The following is a 15,657-nucleotide window of genomic DNA, read 5'->3' on the forward strand; positions in this document are numbered from 1 at the left end:
GGCTGCCTCCGGCGAGCCGCACGCCCGAGGCACTGCCTTCGCATCCTGTTCCTTCCCGCGCGGGACGGTTCGACCACGACCGCACGCGCCCGCACGACGAGCCGCCTCCATGTCGAGTGCCCCGCATCGCCTCAGTGTGTTCCCGGCCTTCCACAAGGTTTCCGGGCGGCCCGTGCTCGTCGTCGGCGGCGGAGCGGAAGCGCTCGCCAAGGTCCGCCTGCTGACGGAGACGGAAGCCCGCATCGTCGTCGTCGCCGAGGATCCGGGCGAGGAACTCGCCGCCGTGGTGACGCGGGCCGGCGGAGAAATCCGCCGCCGCGCGTTCCAGCCGTCCGACCTCGAGGGCGCCGCGCTCGCCTTCGCCGCAGCCGAGGACGACGAGGCCGCCGATATTGCGGTGGTCGAGGCCGCCCGCGCGGCCGGCGTTCCGGTCAATGCCGTCGACCGCCCGGAATGGTGCGATTTCTATGTGCCGGCGATCGTCAACCGGGCGCCGGTGGCGGTGGCGATTTCATCCGCCGGCACGGGGCCGGTGCTCGCCCGCCACATCCGCGCGCGCGTCGAGGCGATGCTGCCGGTCGAGATCGGCGCGCTCGCCCGCCTCGCCGAATCCTTCCGCGCGACGGTCGCACGCGTGCTGCCGCCGGGCGAGGCGCGGCTGCGGTTCTGGGGGCGGTTCTTTTCCGGCTCGGTCGCCGACCGGGTGTTTTCCGGGCGTCTGGAGGAGGCCCGCGGCGAGGCGGCGCGGCTTCTGAACGGCGTGCGCGGCGAGGAAGCCGGGTTCGTCTGGCTCGTCGGGGCCGGCCCCGGGGCGGCGGACCTGCTGACGCTGCGCGCCCAGCGCCTGCTGCAGGAAGCCGACGTCATCGTCTACGACCGGCTGGTGCCGGAAGCCGTGGTCGCCATGGGCCGCCGCGACGCCGAGCGCATCTCCGTCGGCAAGGCGAAGGGCGCCCATTCCATGAGCCAGAGCGCCATCAACGCGCTTCTGGTCGATCTCGGCCGCGCCGGTCGCCGCGTCGTGCGCCTCAAGGCGGGCGATCCGCTGGTGTTCGGCCGGGCGGGCGAGGAGATGACCGCGCTCACCGAGGCCGGCATCGCCCACGAGGTCGTGCCCGGAATCACGGCAGCCGTGGCTGCCGCCGCCTCGATCCGCCTGCCGCTGACGCTGCGCGGCGTGGCGTCGAGCCTGGTGTTCGCCACCGGCCACGACCGCGACGGCGAGACGCTGCCGGGCTGGGCGGGGCTCGCCTTGTCGGGCGCGACGGTTGCCGTCTATATGGGCCGCTCCGTGGCGGGCCGGGTCGCCACCCACCTCATCGCCGCCGGGCTCGCCGCAGACACGCCGGTCGCCGCCGTCGCCAACGCGAGCCGGACGGACGAAGCGGTGTTCGCCGGCACTCTCGACGACATGGCCCGCCTTGCCGGTCTCGACGATGCGGCCGGCGAGGCATCTGTCCCCGTTCTCATCATCGTCGGGCGTGCCGTCGCCCACGCCGATCTCTCCAATGCCCAGCCGCTGACGCAAGCGCGCGCGGTCGCCGCCGCCTGAGGAAACACGACCATGGCCCCCGCCAAGCCGAAGGCCGATCTGCAGCAGATCGTCACCGCCAATCGCCTGTCCGACGGACTGGTGATCTTCCTCGGTGCCGGAAATGTCTGGACCGAGAACGTCGCCGAGGCGTCGGTGCTGCGCGAGCCCGCCGCCGTGGAGGCGGCGCTGGAGTTCGGCAAGGCCTGCGTCGCCGAGCGGCTTCTGGTCGATCCCTATGCCGTCGACGTCACCGTCGAGGCCGACGGTCCCGTGCCGACCCGTCTTCGCGAGCGCATCCGGGCCTTCGGCCCGACCGCACGCACCGACGTCGAGAACGCCGCGCCGCCGCGCGCCGGCGCTGCCGCCTGAGGAGTCCGAGTTATGTATCGCTATGACGAGTTCGACCGCGATTTCGTTCAGGCCCGCACCGCGCAGTTCGCCGATCAGGTGGAGCGCCGTCTCGCCGGCGAGCTGACCGAGGACGAGTTCCGCCCGCTGCGACTGCAGAACGGCGTCTATCTCCAGCTTCACGCCTACATGCTCAGGATCGCCGTGCCCTATGGCACGCTGTCGAGCCGGCAGCTGCGCCGCCTCGCGCGGATCGCGCGCGAGTACGACAAGGGTTACGGCCACTTCACCACCCGGCAGAACCTGCAATACAACTGGCCGCGTCTGGAGGACATTCCGGACATCCTCCGCCTTCTCGCCGAGGTGGAGATGCACGCGATCCAGACCTCGGGCAACTGCATCCGCAACGTGACCGCGGATCACTTCTCGGGCGCGGCTGCCGACGAGATCGCCGATCCCCGCCCGATCGCGGAGGTGATCCGGCAATGGTCGTCGATCCACCCGGAATTCCTGTTCCTGCCGCGCAAGTTCAAGATCGCGGTGTCCGGTTCGCTCAAGGACCGCGCGGCCATCCGCTTCCACGACATCGGCCTGCAGGTGGTGCGCAACGAGGCGGGCGACCTCGGCTACGAGGTGTGGGTCGGCGGCGGCCAGGGCCGCACGCCGATGGTCGCGAAGTGCCTCAACCATTTCGTGCCGGAGACGGACCTGCTCGCCTATCTGGAAGCGGTGATGCGGGTCTATAACCGTCATGGCCGTCGCGACAACAAGTACAAGGCGCGCATCAAGATTCTGGTGCACGAGACCGGCGCGGAAGAGATCCAGCGCCAGATCGAGGCCGAGTTCGCGGAGCTGAAGGGCGGCGTGCTGACGGTGCCGGCGGAGGAAATCCGCCGCATCGAGACCTATTTCGCCCCGCCGACCTTCGCCGAGCGTCCGGCCGTCAGCGCCGTTCTGGAAGAGGCCAAGCGGAAGGACCGCGCGCTCACCGACTTCGTGCTGCAGAACCTGAACCCGCACAAGGTGCCGGGCTATGCCTCGGTGACGATCTCGCTGAAGCCCGTAGGCGGCATTCCGGGCGATGCCACCGCGGAGCAGATGGAGGTCGTGGCCGATCTCGCCGAACGCTATGCGTTCGACGAGGCCCGCGTCAGCCACGAACAGAACCTGGTGCTGCCCCACGTCGCGCTCGACGACGTGCCGGCGATCCATGCCGCGCTCGTGGAGGCGGGGCTCGCCACCGCGAACACCGGCCTGATCACCGACATGATCGCCTGCCCGGGGCTCGATTATTGCGCGCTCGCCAACGCCCGCTCGATCCCGATCGCCCAGGCGATCTCCGAGCGGTTCGGCGATCTCGCCCGCCAGCGCGATATCGGCCCGCTGTCGATCAAGATCTCGGGCTGCATCAATGCCTGCGGCCACCACCACGTCGGCAATATCGGCATCCTCGGCGTCGACCGGAAGGGTGAGGAACTCTACCAGATCACCCTCGGCGGGGCCCCCGGCGAGAACGCGGCGGTCGGCTCCATCATCGGCCCCGGGTTCCCGGCGGACGGCGTGCCGGACGCGATCGAAAAGATCGTTTCGACCTATCTCGACCAGCGCACCGGGCCCGACGAGACGTTTCTGACGGCTCTCGGCCGGCTCGGCGAGGCTCCGTTCAAGGAGGCGCTCTATGGCGCGCGTTGACCTTTCGACACCCGCGGCGGTCGCCATCGGGTCTGACCATTCGGCGGCGGCTCTCCAGGCGCTCTATGGCGACTTGCCGACGCGCGACATCCTTGACGTCGCGATCAACACCGTGTTCCGCGGGCGGATCGCGCTTGTGTCGTCGTTCGGCGCCGACGCGGCGGTGCTGCTGCACCTCGTTGCGGAGACCAACAAGGCGACGCCGGTCATCTTCCTCGAGACCGGCAAGCACTTCCCGGAGACGCTGCGCTATCGCGACCGGCTGATCGAGCGGCTCGGGCTGACCGACGTGCGCTCGATCCGGCCCGACCCGGTGCGGCTGCAGGAACTCGACAGCGACTCCGGCCTGTGGCTGCGCAATCCCGACCTCTGCTGCCAGATCCGCAAGGTCGAGCCGCTGGCCCGCGCGATTTCCGGCTTCGATGCCTGGATCACCGGCCGCAAGCGCTTCCAGGGCGGCGACCGCGTCGGCCTCGACGCGTTCGAGACGGACGGCCCGCGCGTGAAGGTGAACCCGCTCGCGGCATGGACCAAGGCGGACGTGCTGGCCCACGCGGCGGCGCACGACCTGCCGGCCCATCCGCTGGTCGCCGATGGCTACCGCTCCATCGGCTGCATGCCCTGCACCGATCGCGTCGCCGAGGGCGAGGACGAGCGCTCCGGCCGCTGGCGCGGGCAGGCCAAGACGGAGTGCGGCATCCACCTCGGCATCCACGGCCGCGAGGTCGACGGCAGCGGCATCTGATCCGGCGTGCGGGCCGGCCGGATTGAACCGGTCGGCACGACGCGGCTATGCTCATGCCACAGAATCCGGGGCATTTCCCTGCGGTCCGGTTGCCGCGCCTCACGGGAACCCGCTCCGGACCGCCCGCAGAACAGGGCGGCCCCATGAGGCCGCCGCGCCAGAACGGCAAGGACATCCATGACCGACGATATCTTCCGCGCCGGCCGCTTCGAGCCCGACGACTGGCGCCCGCTTGCGGATGGCGAAGCCGTTCCCGCCGAGGGCAAGGTGCTGATTCCGTTCGCCCGCTATGTCGCCGAGCGCGATGGCCTTGCCGGAGACAACCGTCCCCTCGGCATCCTGATCGCGCCGGGCGAGAAGATCGAGGACATCGCCGACGAACTCGACCGGTTCGCGGTGATCGCGGTGAGTTTCCCGGCCTATACCGACGGCCGGAACTACTCGACCGCCCGGCTGGCGCGGGAGCGCTACGGCTACAAGGGCGAGATCCGCGCGGTCGGCAACGTGCTGCTCGATCAGGTGCAGTTGATGTGGCGCTGCGGCATCGACGCCCTCCAGGTGACGAACGAGCCGACGCGCCGGCGGCTTGCCGAGGGCCGGGTGCCGGGGATGCCGGTGTTCTACCAGCCCGCCGACGGCGCCGGCGAAAAGCCGGGCAGCGCGACGCGGAGCTGGCTGCGTCGCCCGGGTTGAGACGCGAGTCGCGTCGGGAGTCGCACGGTAGGCGCGGATCAGCGTTATTTTCCGCGCGTTTCGACCTGTTTCTTCTCTTCCTCGGTGAAGGCGGCGATCATCGCCCGGTAGGTGGCCTCGGCGACATCCGGCGAGAGGCCGTCGGCCTCCGCCTCCGCCCGGACCTTGGCGATGATGCGGGCGACGCGGGCGTCGTCCTGCACCGAGGCCGCATTCGCCTTGAAGCGACCGGCCTCGCGGACATAGGTGCCGCGCTCGGCCATCAATTTCAGGATCGCGCTGTCGATGCGGTCGATGTTCTGCCGGACCTCGGCGAGGCTGTCGCAGCAGGTTCCGCCTGCGGCTTGCGGCGTGCCGTGCGGCACCGGCATCTGATCGGCCGCAGAGACGGGAGCCGGCATGGTCGCAGCGGAAACGGCGGCGAGTGCCAGCAGCAACAGGCACGCCACCGCGCGGGACGTCGTCGGCTGCGTTCGGGAGCGGGTCGCGTTCCTGGATCGTGAAGGCAGGATCATATCGGCGTCTCGTCCGGTTGCGGGGGGCGGGCCGGTCAGAGGCGGTCCCGCAGCGAGAACCACAGCATGGCGAGCGTCACCAGCGGCTGGCGCAGGAGCCGCCCGCCCGGGAACGGCGCCACCTTCAGGCGCGAGAAGATGTCGAGCCGCGTGGTGTCGCCGATGATCGCCTCGGCGACCACCTTGCCGGCGAACGGCGCGATCGCCACGCCCTGGCCGGAATAGCCGGCGGCGACATAGAGGCCGGGCCTCAACCGCCGGATCATCGGCGTGCGGTCCTGGGTGATCGCGAGCGTTCCGCCCCAGGCATAGTCGATCCGCGTGTGGGCGAGGTCGGGATAGACCTCCAGCAGGTAGTGGCGGACGAAGCCGGCGACATCGACCGGCTCGTGCTGCGAGTAGGTCTCGCCGCCGCCGAACACCATTCGTCCGTCCCCGGAAAGCCGCCAGTAGCGCACCACGAACCGGGTATCCGCCACGCACTGCCAGCCGGGAATGATCTTCTCCGGATGGGGCAGGGGTTCGGTGGCGAGGATGTAGTTGCGGATCGGCACCACGCGGGATTCGATCTCTGGCTCGATGCCGGCGAGATAGCCGTTGCCGGCGACCAGAACGTCGGCGGCGTCGACCGTGCCGTGGGTGGTGACGACGTGCTTGCGGCCGCCCGCCTCCTCGATGCGCAGCGCCCGCGTTCCCTCGCACAGCCGCGCGCCGGCGCGTTCCGCCGCCTGCGCGATGCCGAGCGCGAACGACAGCGGCTGCAGGTGCGCCCCGCCGGCATCGAGCAGACCGCCGAAATAGCGCTTCGAGCCGATGGCCGCGGCGACCTCGTCCTTGTCCAGCGGACGGGTCTGGTCGTAGCCGTAGGTCTTGCGCATGCCGTCGCCCCACGCCTTCAGGTCGTCGACCATCGAAGGTTTGTGGGCGGCGGTGATCAGGCCGTGCCGGAAATCGCAATCGATGCCGTGGCGCAGGATGAGGTGGCGCACCAGCGCCTTGGCTTCCTCGGCGAGGGTCCAGAGGTGGCGGGCGTCGTTGAGCCCGAGCTTCGCCTCCAGCCAGTCCTGATCGCGCCGCTGGCCGGTGTGGAGCTGGCCGCCGTTGCGGCCGCTCGCGCCCCAGCCGACGCGGTTCGATTCCACCAGAATGACCGAGCGCCCGGCTTCCGCCAGATGCATCGCCGCCGACAGCCCGGTATATCCGCCGCCGATGATGCACACGTCCGCCCGCGCCGACCCGCCGAGGGGATAGCGGGTGGCGTCGTGCTTCGCCGACGCCGCGTAATAGCTCGGCGCGTGATCGAGCGGGACGTGGGCGCGGCGGATATCCTCCCCGGTCATTCGGCCACCAGACCCCGGCGCTTCAGCTCGGCGTGGGTGGCGTCGAGGGTGAGGCGGGCGCGGGCCACGAGTTCGTCGGCCTCGTCGTGGCTGATGACGAGCGGCGGCGAGATGATCATGGAATCGCGCACGCCGCGCATCACCAGGCCGTTGGCGAAGGCGAAGTCGCGGCAGAGCGCGCCGACATCGCCGAGCGGGGCGTTGAAGCGCACGGCGCGGCCGGTCTTCTCCGGCACCAGTTCGAGCGCGCCCATCAGCCCGATCATGCGGGCCTCGCCGACGAGCGGATGCTCGCCGAGAGCGCGCCAGCGCGCCTGCAGATAGGGGCCGATATCGTCGCGGACCCGGTCGACCAGCTTTTCCCGCTCGATGATCGCGAGATTGGCGAGCGCGGCGGCGCAGGCCGCCGGGTGACCGGAATAGGTGTAGCCGTGATAGAACTCGCCGCCCTCGCCGATGACGACGTCCGCCACCCTGTCGGATACGACGACGCCGCCGATCGGCAGATAGCCGGACGACAGACCCTTGGCGATCGGCATCAGGTCCGGCTCCACGCCGAAATGGACCGAGCCGAACCACTCGCCGAGCCGGCCGAAGCCGCAGATCACCTCGTCGACGACGAGCAGGATGTCGCGCTCGCGGCAGATGCGGGCGATTTCCGGCCAGTAGGTCTCGGGCGGGATGATGACGCCGCCCGCGCCCTGCACGGGCTCGGCGATGAAGGCGGCGATCCGGTCGGCGCCGAAGGCGTCGATGGCGGCCTCGAGGGCGCGCGCGGCCTTCAGCCCGAACTCGGCCGGCGACAGGTCGCCGCCCTCGCCGAACCAGTAGGGCTGGGCGATGTGGACGATCCCGGGAATCGGCAGGTCGCCCTGGCCGTGCATCGGCGTCATGCCGCCGAGGCTGGCGCCGCCGACGGTGGAGCCGTGATAGCCGTTGCGGCGGGCGATGATGGTCTTCTTGTGCGGCTTGCCCTTGAGGTCCCAGTAGCGGCGGACCATGCGGATGACGGTGTCGTTCGATTCCGAGCCGGAGCCGGTGAAGAACACGCGGTTCATGTGGGGCGGGGCGAGGGAGGCGACCTTCTCGGCGAGCTCCAGCACCGGCGGGTGGGTCGTCTTGAAGAAGGTGTTGTAGTAGGCGAGCTTGGTCATCTGCGCGTAGACCGCATCGGCGATCTCGCGGCGGCCGTGACCGACCTGGGTGCACCAGAGCCCGGCCATGCCGTCGAGGATGCGGTTGCCCTCCGAATCCTCGATCCAGACCCCTTCGCCGCCGACGATCACGCGGCTGTTGGCGCCGAGTTCCTTGGTGTCGGTGAACGGATGCCAGTGGTGGGCGGCATCGCGCTCGCGAAGGCTCTGGGTGTCGTAGAGATTGCTGGTGGGCATGATCCGGTCCGGTTCTGCCGCTCGTCGAGCGGCGCTTTCTCCGGCCTCGCGGGCGGCCCGGCGCGGCGGCTGCGCGCGCCGGCGGGCCGACCCGGTCGGCCATCTCACAAAGCGGAGGCCGTGAGCCGGCCTCCGCGCGCCGAAGGCCGGCGCTTCAGACGTTGAGCAGCAGGAACTCGCGCTCCCACGGGCTGATCACGCGCATGAACGTCTCGAATTCCTGCTGCTTGATCGCGCGGTAGGTGGCGATGAACGACTTGCCGAAGATGTCGGCGAGTTCCTCGCAGTTCTCGAACAGTTCGACCGCGCCGAGCAGGTCGCGCGGCAGGCCGAACGGCAGGTGACGCGCCGAGCCGGAGATCGGATCGTCCGGCTTCAGACCCTCCACGAGGCCGATATAACCGCAGGCGAGTGACGCCGCGATGGCGAGATAGGGATTGGAATCCGTCGACGGCGTGCGGTTCTCGACGCGGCGGGCCTGCGGGCTGGAATTCGGCACGCGCAGCCCGACGGTGCGGTTGTCGTAGCCCCATTGCACGTTGATCGGGGCCGCCGTGTTGCGGGCGAGCCGCCGGTAGGAGTTAACGTAGGGCGCGAGAATGCACATGACGTGCGGCAGGAACTTCTGCTGGCCGGCGATGAAGGAGAAGAACTCCGTGGTCGGATTGCCGGTGTTGGCGTCGGAGAAGATGTTCTGCCCCGTCTCCATGTCGACGATCGACTGGTGGATGTGCATCGCCGAGCCCGGTTCCTGGGACATCGGCTTGGCCATGAAGGTCGCGTACATCTTGTGACGCAGCGCGGCCTCGCGGATCGTGCGCTTGAACAGGAAGACCTGGTCGGCCAGCTCCAGCGGATCGCCGTGGAGCAGGTTGATCTCCATCTGCGCCGACCCTTCCTCGTGGATCAGCGTGTCGATCTCAAGCCCCTGGGCCTCGGAGAACTCGTAGATGTCGTCGAACAGGTCGTCGAACTCGTTGACGGCGGCGATGGAATAGGACTGCCGCCCGATTTCCGGCCGGCCCGAGCGGCCGATCGGCGGCTTGAGCGGATAGTCGGGATCGGTGTTGGGCTCGATGAGGTAGAACTCGATCTCCGGCGCCACCACGGCCTTCCAGCCCTTGTGGCGGTAGAGGTCGATGACGCGTTTGAGCACCTGACGCGGGGCGACGTCCACCGGACGGCCGTCCTTGTAATAGGCGTCGTGGATGATCTGGGCGGTCGGATCGCTGGCCCACGGGACCACCGCGAGGGTGGAATAATCCGGCTCGAAGACGAGATCGCCGTCCGAGGGATCGTAGATGTCGTCGAACTCCTCGTCCTCCGGATAGTCGCCGGTGATCGTCTGAGTGAAGATCGAGGTCGGCATGGTCATGTTGGGGCCGGAGATGAATTTCTCCACCGGCATCATCTTGCCGCGCGCGACGCCCGCCTGATCGGGAACGATGCACTCGATGTCCTGGAGCCCGCGGTCGGAGAGCCAGGTCTCCGCCTCCTCGAACGAACCGACGCCGCGCGCCCGTTCGACATCGCGTTCGAGCTTCTTCTTTTTCGACATGCTGGAATCACCCGAAGAAAGACTGGAAACACCCGAAGAAAAAAGGGCCGACCGGCTGGAGGGCGATTCCGACGGCGCAACCACACGGGGAATTCCACGCCATCGGAAGACCCATGGCCGACATCCTAGCCGGGCGCCCGTGTGCCGCCTAGGGGGCGCTCGCCGATATTCGCTCGGCGCCCGAACCGGTGTCCGGCGCCTCGCGGGCGAGCGCGAACAGCCGGAGCTGCTCCGTCTTGCCCCGGAGGGAGGCGTCGCCGAGCGGGATCGCGACAATGCCGGCCGGCAGCGGCTGCATGAGCGCAAGCGCCGGCTCGGACACGACGATGTCGTGGCCGGTCTTGCGGCTGACGTCCTCGATGCGGGCGGCGGTGTTCATCGTGTCGCCGAGAAGCACGATCTCCCGCTTGAGGTCGCCCATCTCGCCGACGACGAGCGGCCCGGCGTGGACGGCGGTGCGCAGGCTCGGCTGCACGCCGTGGTGCCGCCGGTAGTGATCGGCGCGACGCTTCAGGATGTCGCCGGTGCCGAAGATCGCCCGCAGGCAGTTCTGCCCGGCGCCGGCGGAGCGGGTGCGCCACGAGGCGATGATCTCGTCGCCGACATAGCGATAGATCTCGCCGCGCCCTTCCACGATGGCGACGCCGGCATCGAAGAACACGTCGTTCAGCACCGAATGGAACTTGAGGTCGCCGACGCGCTCGGCAAGCGACGTCGACCCCTTGAGGTCGAAGAACGCGACGAGGCGTTCCTCGGCCCGCGGCCTGTAGTAGCGGCCGGTCATCAGGTTGCCGAACATCGACGGCCCGATGTGCCGCCGGATCATGAAGATGAAGTTGAAGAACAGCGCGAGCGGGATCGAGATCGAGAGATCGAACCGCCAGGGGACGAGCATTCCCTCCGAGATCGAGAACGCGACGCGGTCGAAAACGGGGATGAAAATGCCGTAGGCGACGACGCGGGCCGCCAGCCAGACCGCGAACGGCAGCTTGCGGAACGACTGCGCGTAGCGACTGTGGATCAGGATCTCCATCCCGGTCATCGCCATGCCGGTGAGGGCGCCGACGAACATGCTGGTGACGATGCCCCTCGGGCCGTCGTTACCGAGAATGCTGATCGTCGCGCCGATCGCTGCCGCGATCGCGCCGACGATGAGGACGATGCGCAACCTCAGTTTCGTGCGGACGCGCACGGCCTCGATCCTCCACTCGTTCCGCGACGGGGACGGGCCGTCATCGCGCTGTTTCCGCCGACCATACACAATCCCGCTCGAGGTCAAAAAAGAGGCGGTGGCCCGGCCGGGTTCCGTCGGCCCGGTTCTGCAACGAACTTCGGCATGGTGCGGAATGCGGCAAAAAGGGCGCCGGGGGGAGTTGAGGCGGGCGACGAAGGTCACTAACCTCCGGATGAAAGGCGGCGCGCGGGATCCTGAAAGGCCTCGTGACTGCTGCGTGTCCAAAGGGAAAAGCGGAGAACAGCGGATGCGGGCCTTAAGCAGCTACGGAATCGGGATCGCCGCGCTGGCCTCGGTGGCGCTTGCCGGCGTCGCCGTCCCGGCCTTCGCCGCCGACAAGGTGGTGAACGTCTACAACTGGTCCGATTATATCGATCCCAGCGTCCTCAAGGAGTTCACGGACAAGACGGGCATCAAGGTCGTCTACGACGTGTTCGATTCGAACGACATCCTTGAGACCAAGCTGCTCTCCGGCGGCTCGGGCTACGACGTGGTGGTGCCGAGCGGCAACTTCCTCGCCCGTCAGATCCAGGCCGGCGTGTTCCAGAAGCTCGACAAGGCGGCCATTCCGAACCTGTCGCACATGTGGCCCGAGATCATGGCCGAGGCGGCCAAGTTCGATCCCGGCAACGACTATTCCGTGAACTACATGTGGGGCACGGTCGGCATCGGCTACAACAAGGACAAGGTGGCGGCCGTGCTGCCGAACGCCCCGACCGATTCGTGGGCGCTGATCTTCGATCCGGCCAATGCCTCGAAGCTCGCGAGCTGCGGCATCCAGATTCTCGACGCCGCCGACGACACCATTCCCGCCGCGCTGAACTATCTCGGCATGGACCCGGATTCGAAGAAGCCGGAGGACCTGCAGAAGGCCGGCGAGCTGTGGATGAAGGTGCGACCCTACATCCAGAAGTTCCATTCCTCCGAATATATCAACGCGCTCGCCAACGGCGACATCTGCGTCGCGGTCGGCTATTCCGGCGACGTGTTCCAGTCGCGCAACCGCGCGGCCGACGCCAAGAACGGCGTGAACATCGAATACAAGATCCCGAAGGAAGGCGCGCATCTCTGGGTCGACCAGATGGCCGTTCCCGCCGATGCGCCGCATCCGGCCGAGGCGATGGCCTTCATCAACTTCATCCAGACGCCGGAAGTGATCGCCAAGGCCTCGGACTTCGTGTTCTACGCCAACGGCAACAAGGATTCCTGGCCGTTCATGAACAAGGAAATCCTCAACGATCCGGCGATCTATCCGCCCGAGGACGTGATGAAGCGCCTCTATGTGGTCACGCCCTATCCGCCCGCCTCCCAGCGCGTGCTGAACCGGGTGTGGACCTCCGTCAAAAGCGGCGGCCAGTAACCAGCAGGGACGGGGGCCGGCACGACCGGCCCTTTCCATTTCATAGGCATCGCGACGTCACGAATCCGGCCAGGGGGAATTGTCGGTGGTCAAGCAGGCGATCGGTACGGTCAGGCGGAAATTTGCACCCTGGGACGATCCGACCCAGAAGCCCTTCATCGAATTTCGCAATGTGACCAAGAGGTTCGGCGATTTCGTCGCGGTCGAGCACCTGAACCTCAAGATCTACGAACGCGAGTTCTTCGCGCTGCTCGGGCCGTCCGGCTGCGGCAAGACCACGCTGATGCGGATGCTGGCCGGGTTTGAGGACCCGACCGAGGGCGACGTGTTCCTCGACGGCAAGCCGCTGAAGGGCGTGCCGCCCTATCGCCGGCCGGCGAACATGATGTTCCAGTCCTATGCGCTGTTTCCCCACATGACGGTGGAACAGAACATCGCGTTCGGGCTGAAGCAGGACGGAATGCCGAAGCCCGAGATCGAGAAGCGGGTGGAGGAGGTGCTGACGCTCGTGAAGCTGACGCAGTTCGCCAAGCGCAAGCCGCACCAGCTTTCCGGCGGCCAGCGCCAGCGCGTGGCGCTCGCCCGCTCGGTCGCCAAGCGGCCGAAGGTGCTGCTGCTCGACGAGCCGCTCGGCGCGCTCGACAAGAAGCTGCGCGAGGAGACGCAGTTCGAACTGATCGACCTGCAGATGGAACTCGGCATGACCTTCCTGATCGTGACCCACGATCAGGAGGAAGCCATGACGGTCGCCGACCGCATCGCCGTCATGAACAAGGGCGAGATCATCCAGATCGCGCCGCCGGCGCTGATCTACGAGCAGCCGGCCACCCGCTATGTCGCGGAGTTCATCGGCGACGTGAACATCTTCGCCGGCTCTCTCGTCTCCTGCGACGGCCAGAACACGCGGATCGCCGTCTCCGACCCCGAGCTGACGATCGATGCCGGCGCGCCGACGGAGGCCGTCACCGGGTCCGAGGTGGCGTTCGCGGTGCGGCCGGAGAAGGTGCGCATCTCGCTCGATCCGCCGGCCGATCCCTCCATCAACGCCCTGCAGGGCGAGGTGTGGGACATCGGCTATCTGGGCGACCAGTCTTCCTACCACGTCCGCCTGTCGAACGGGCGCAACGTGCGGGCCACCATCGTCAATTCCCGTCGCATGGTGGAGCGGCCGATCACGTGGGAAGACCATGTGTGGCTGAGCTGGGACCACGATGCCGGCGTGGTGCTGACACGCTGAGCACGACCGGCCGGGCGGAGCCTTGCCGCCCGGCAGCGCCTTCAAATTCGAGATGCGGACGCCCTTGCTTGCGGAAGCGGGGCGCAAAGCGGCGTACGAGAGCCGGCGAGGCCGGACTGCCGCAGGGGGAGCATGGGCATGGCAGCGATCAGCGACAGTTCGGCGGGGGCTGAATCAGAGACCGGACCGGTCGGCAGGAGAGGCGCACCGGGGCGATGGCTGGTGAAGGCCATTCCCTTCGCCTGGATGCTGGTGTTCTTCCTCGTGCCGTTCCTGATCGTGTTCAAGATCTCGTTCTCCGAGACCGCGATCGCGATGCCGCCCTACACGCCCGTGTTCGACGTGTTCCGGGATTCGCTGGCGACGACGTGGAACAAGGTCGGCCAGCTTTCCACCGACACCTACATGTTCCTGACGACGGACGACCTCTACTGGCGCTCCTACGTCAACAGCGTGTGGATCGCCTTCACCTCGACGATCCTGCTGCTCGTGATCGGCTATCCCATCGCCTACGGCATGGCGCGGGCGCCGGAGGAGTGGCGGCCGATGCTGATGATGATGGTGATCCTGCCGTTCTGGACGAGCTTCCTCATCCGCGTCTACGCCTGGATGGGCATCCTGTCGCGCGAGGGGCTGCTCAACAAGGTGCTGATCTATCTCGGCCTCGTCGACCCGGCGAGCCCGCTGGTGATCCTGTCGACCACGACCGCCGTCTATATCGGCATCGTCTATTCCTACCTTCCGTTCATGGTGCTGCCGCTCTATTCGGCGCTGGAGAAGCTCGACGGCACGCTGCTGGAGGCCGCCGCGGACCTCGGCTGCCCTCCGATCAGGGCGTTCTGGAAGATCACGTTTCCGCTGTCGCTGCCCGGCGTGGTGGCGGGCTGCTTCCTCGTGTTCATTCCGGCCGTGGGCGAGTTCGTGATCCCGGATCTGCTCGGCGGTTCCGACACGCTGATGATCGGCCGGACGATGTGGAACGAGTTCTTCAACAATCGCGACTGGCCGGTCGCCTCCGCCGTCGCGGTGGTGCTGCTGGTGATCCTGGTGGTGCCGATCGTGCTGTTCCAGAACCATCAGGCCAAGCTGCAGGAGCGCGTCTGATGCAGAACCGGGGAAAGACCATCAGATCGCCGCGCGCCGGCGCAGCCAAGCGGGCAGGGGGAAGCCGCCGATGAACAGCCGCAGCCCGTCGTGGTTCAACGTCGTTTCCGTCACCCTCGGCTTCGCCTTCCTCTATCTGCCGATCGTGCTGCTCATCATCTATTCGTTCAACGCCGGCCGGAACGTCGCGATCTGGGAAGGCTGGTCGACCCGGTGGTACGTGGCGCTGTGGCAGGACGCGCAGCTGCTCGACGCCGCTTGGACGACGATCCGCGTCGCCGTCATCTCCGCGACAGCGGCCACCGTGCTCGGCACGCTGGCCGCGATCACGATGGTGCGCGGCGGGCGCTTCCACGGCCGCAGCCTGTTCTCCGGGATGCTGTCGGCGCCACTGGTGCTGCCGGAGGTGATCCTCGGCCTGTCGCTGCTCCTGCTGTTCGTGGCGTTCGATTTCGCCCGCGGCTTCTGGACCATGACCATCGCCCACATCACTTTCACGATGTGCTACGTCGCGGTCGTGGTGCAGTCGCGGCTTGTGACGTTCGACCGCACGCTGGAAGAAGCCGCGCTCGATCTCGGCTGCACGCCGTTCAAGACGTTCTTCGCGATCACGCTGCCGCTGATCCTGCCGGCGGTGCTGTCGGGCTGGGTGCTGGCGTTCACGCTGTCGCTCGACGATCTCGTCATCGCGAGCTTCACCACGGGACCCGGCGCGACCACGCTGCCGATCAAGATCTACAGCCAGGTGCGGCTCGGCGTTTCGCCGGAGATCAATGCCGCCTGTACCATCCTGATCGCCATTGTGACGGTCGGCGTGATCTTTACGTCGATCCAGATGAAGCGCTCCGCCACCGAGCGCAAACGCGCCGAGCGGATGGCGGCAGCCGGACGCTGACCGGGCCGAAT

At 67.9% G+C, this 15,657-nt stretch carries 14 protein-coding genes; 9 read left to right on the top strand and 5 right to left on the bottom strand.

The window, feature by feature from the left end; translation table 11 throughout:
• Window positions 1-109 precede the first annotated feature (109 nt).
• From cysG to BUF17_RS01955, 5 genes are all read left to right on the top strand, one after another.
• Entirely contained in the window at window positions 110-1,552 is a 1,443-nt protein-coding gene (gene cysG, locus BUF17_RS01935; RefSeq protein ID WP_073625510.1) for a siroheme synthase CysG, read from the top strand.
• Between the two features lie 12 nt (window positions 1,553-1,564).
• A complete protein-coding gene (locus tag BUF17_RS01940) occupies window positions 1,565-1,903 on the top strand; it encodes a DUF2849 domain-containing protein (RefSeq protein WP_073625511.1) in 339 nt (112 codons plus the stop codon).
• Window positions 1,904-1,915: 12 nt separating this feature from the next.
• Entirely contained in the window at window positions 1,916-3,574 is a 1,659-nt protein-coding gene (locus BUF17_RS01945) for a nitrite/sulfite reductase (RefSeq protein ID WP_073625512.1), read from the top strand.
• Entirely contained in the window at window positions 3,561-4,319 is a 759-nt protein-coding gene (locus BUF17_RS01950) for a phosphoadenylyl-sulfate reductase (RefSeq protein WP_073625513.1), read from the top strand. The genes BUF17_RS01945 and BUF17_RS01950 overlap by 14 nt, the downstream gene beginning before the upstream one ends.
• Before the next feature lie 177 nt (window positions 4,320-4,496).
• Window positions 4,497-5,012: a DUF934 domain-containing protein gene (locus BUF17_RS01955; RefSeq protein WP_073625514.1), complete on the top strand. Its 516-nt coding sequence runs from the start codon at window positions 4,497-4,499 to the stop codon at window positions 5,010-5,012.
• A 44-nt stretch (window positions 5,013-5,056) separates the two neighbouring features.
• Here the strand turns inward: BUF17_RS01955 and BUF17_RS01960 are convergent, their stop codons facing one another.
• From BUF17_RS01960 to BUF17_RS01980, 5 genes are all read right to left on the bottom strand, one after another.
• Entirely contained in the window at window positions 5,057-5,461 is a 405-nt protein-coding gene (locus BUF17_RS01960; protein WP_210215377.1) for a chorismate mutase, read from the bottom strand.
• Between the two features lie 101 nt (window positions 5,462-5,562).
• On the bottom strand, window positions 5,563-6,867 hold the full coding sequence (locus BUF17_RS01965; RefSeq protein ID WP_073625515.1) for an NAD(P)/FAD-dependent oxidoreductase: 1,305 nt from the start codon (window positions 6,865-6,867) through the stop codon (window positions 5,563-5,565).
• A complete protein-coding gene (locus tag BUF17_RS01970; RefSeq protein WP_073625516.1) occupies window positions 6,864-8,258 on the bottom strand; it encodes an aspartate aminotransferase family protein in 1,395 nt (464 codons plus the stop codon). The genes BUF17_RS01965 and BUF17_RS01970 overlap by 4 nt, the downstream gene beginning before the upstream one ends.
• Before the next feature lie 154 nt (window positions 8,259-8,412).
• Complete coding sequence (locus BUF17_RS01975; RefSeq protein ID WP_073625517.1) at window positions 8,413-9,816, bottom strand: glutamine synthetase family protein; 1,404 nt, start codon at window positions 9,814-9,816, stop codon at window positions 8,413-8,415.
• Between the two features lie 148 nt (window positions 9,817-9,964).
• Window positions 9,965-11,008, bottom strand: coding sequence for an adenylate/guanylate cyclase domain-containing protein (locus BUF17_RS01980; RefSeq protein WP_139282368.1), 1,044 nt, complete (start codon window positions 11,006-11,008; stop codon window positions 9,965-9,967).
• A 289-nt stretch (window positions 11,009-11,297) separates the two neighbouring features.
• On the opposite strand from BUF17_RS01980, the gene BUF17_RS01985 reads away from it, so the two are divergent.
• The 4 genes from BUF17_RS01985 (at window position 11,298) to BUF17_RS02000 (ending at window position 15,646) form a co-directional block, all read left to right on the top strand.
• The gene (locus BUF17_RS01985; RefSeq protein ID WP_073625519.1) at window positions 11,298-12,410 is read left to right on the top strand and encodes a polyamine ABC transporter substrate-binding protein; all 1,113 of its coding nucleotides are present in this window, start codon (window positions 11,298-11,300) and stop codon (window positions 12,408-12,410) included.
• Between the two features lie 85 nt (window positions 12,411-12,495).
• Window positions 12,496-13,647: an ABC transporter ATP-binding protein gene (locus BUF17_RS01990; protein ID WP_073625520.1), complete on the top strand. Its 1,152-nt coding sequence runs from the start codon at window positions 12,496-12,498 to the stop codon at window positions 13,645-13,647.
• 132 nt (window positions 13,648-13,779) lie between these two features.
• Window positions 13,780-14,751 (top strand): ABC transporter permease subunit, encoded by a 972-nt coding sequence (locus BUF17_RS01995; RefSeq protein ID WP_084563791.1) that lies wholly within the window; start codon window positions 13,780-13,782, stop codon window positions 14,749-14,751.
• Between the two features lie 70 nt (window positions 14,752-14,821).
• Complete coding sequence (locus BUF17_RS02000) at window positions 14,822-15,646, top strand: ABC transporter permease (RefSeq protein WP_073625522.1); 825 nt, start codon at window positions 14,822-14,824, stop codon at window positions 15,644-15,646.
• Window positions 15,647-15,657 lie beyond the last annotated feature (11 nt).

This window comes from Pseudoxanthobacter soli DSM 19599 (genome assembly GCF_900148505.1).
Classification (GTDB): Bacteria; Pseudomonadota; Alphaproteobacteria; order Rhizobiales; family Segnochrobactraceae; genus Pseudoxanthobacter; species Pseudoxanthobacter soli.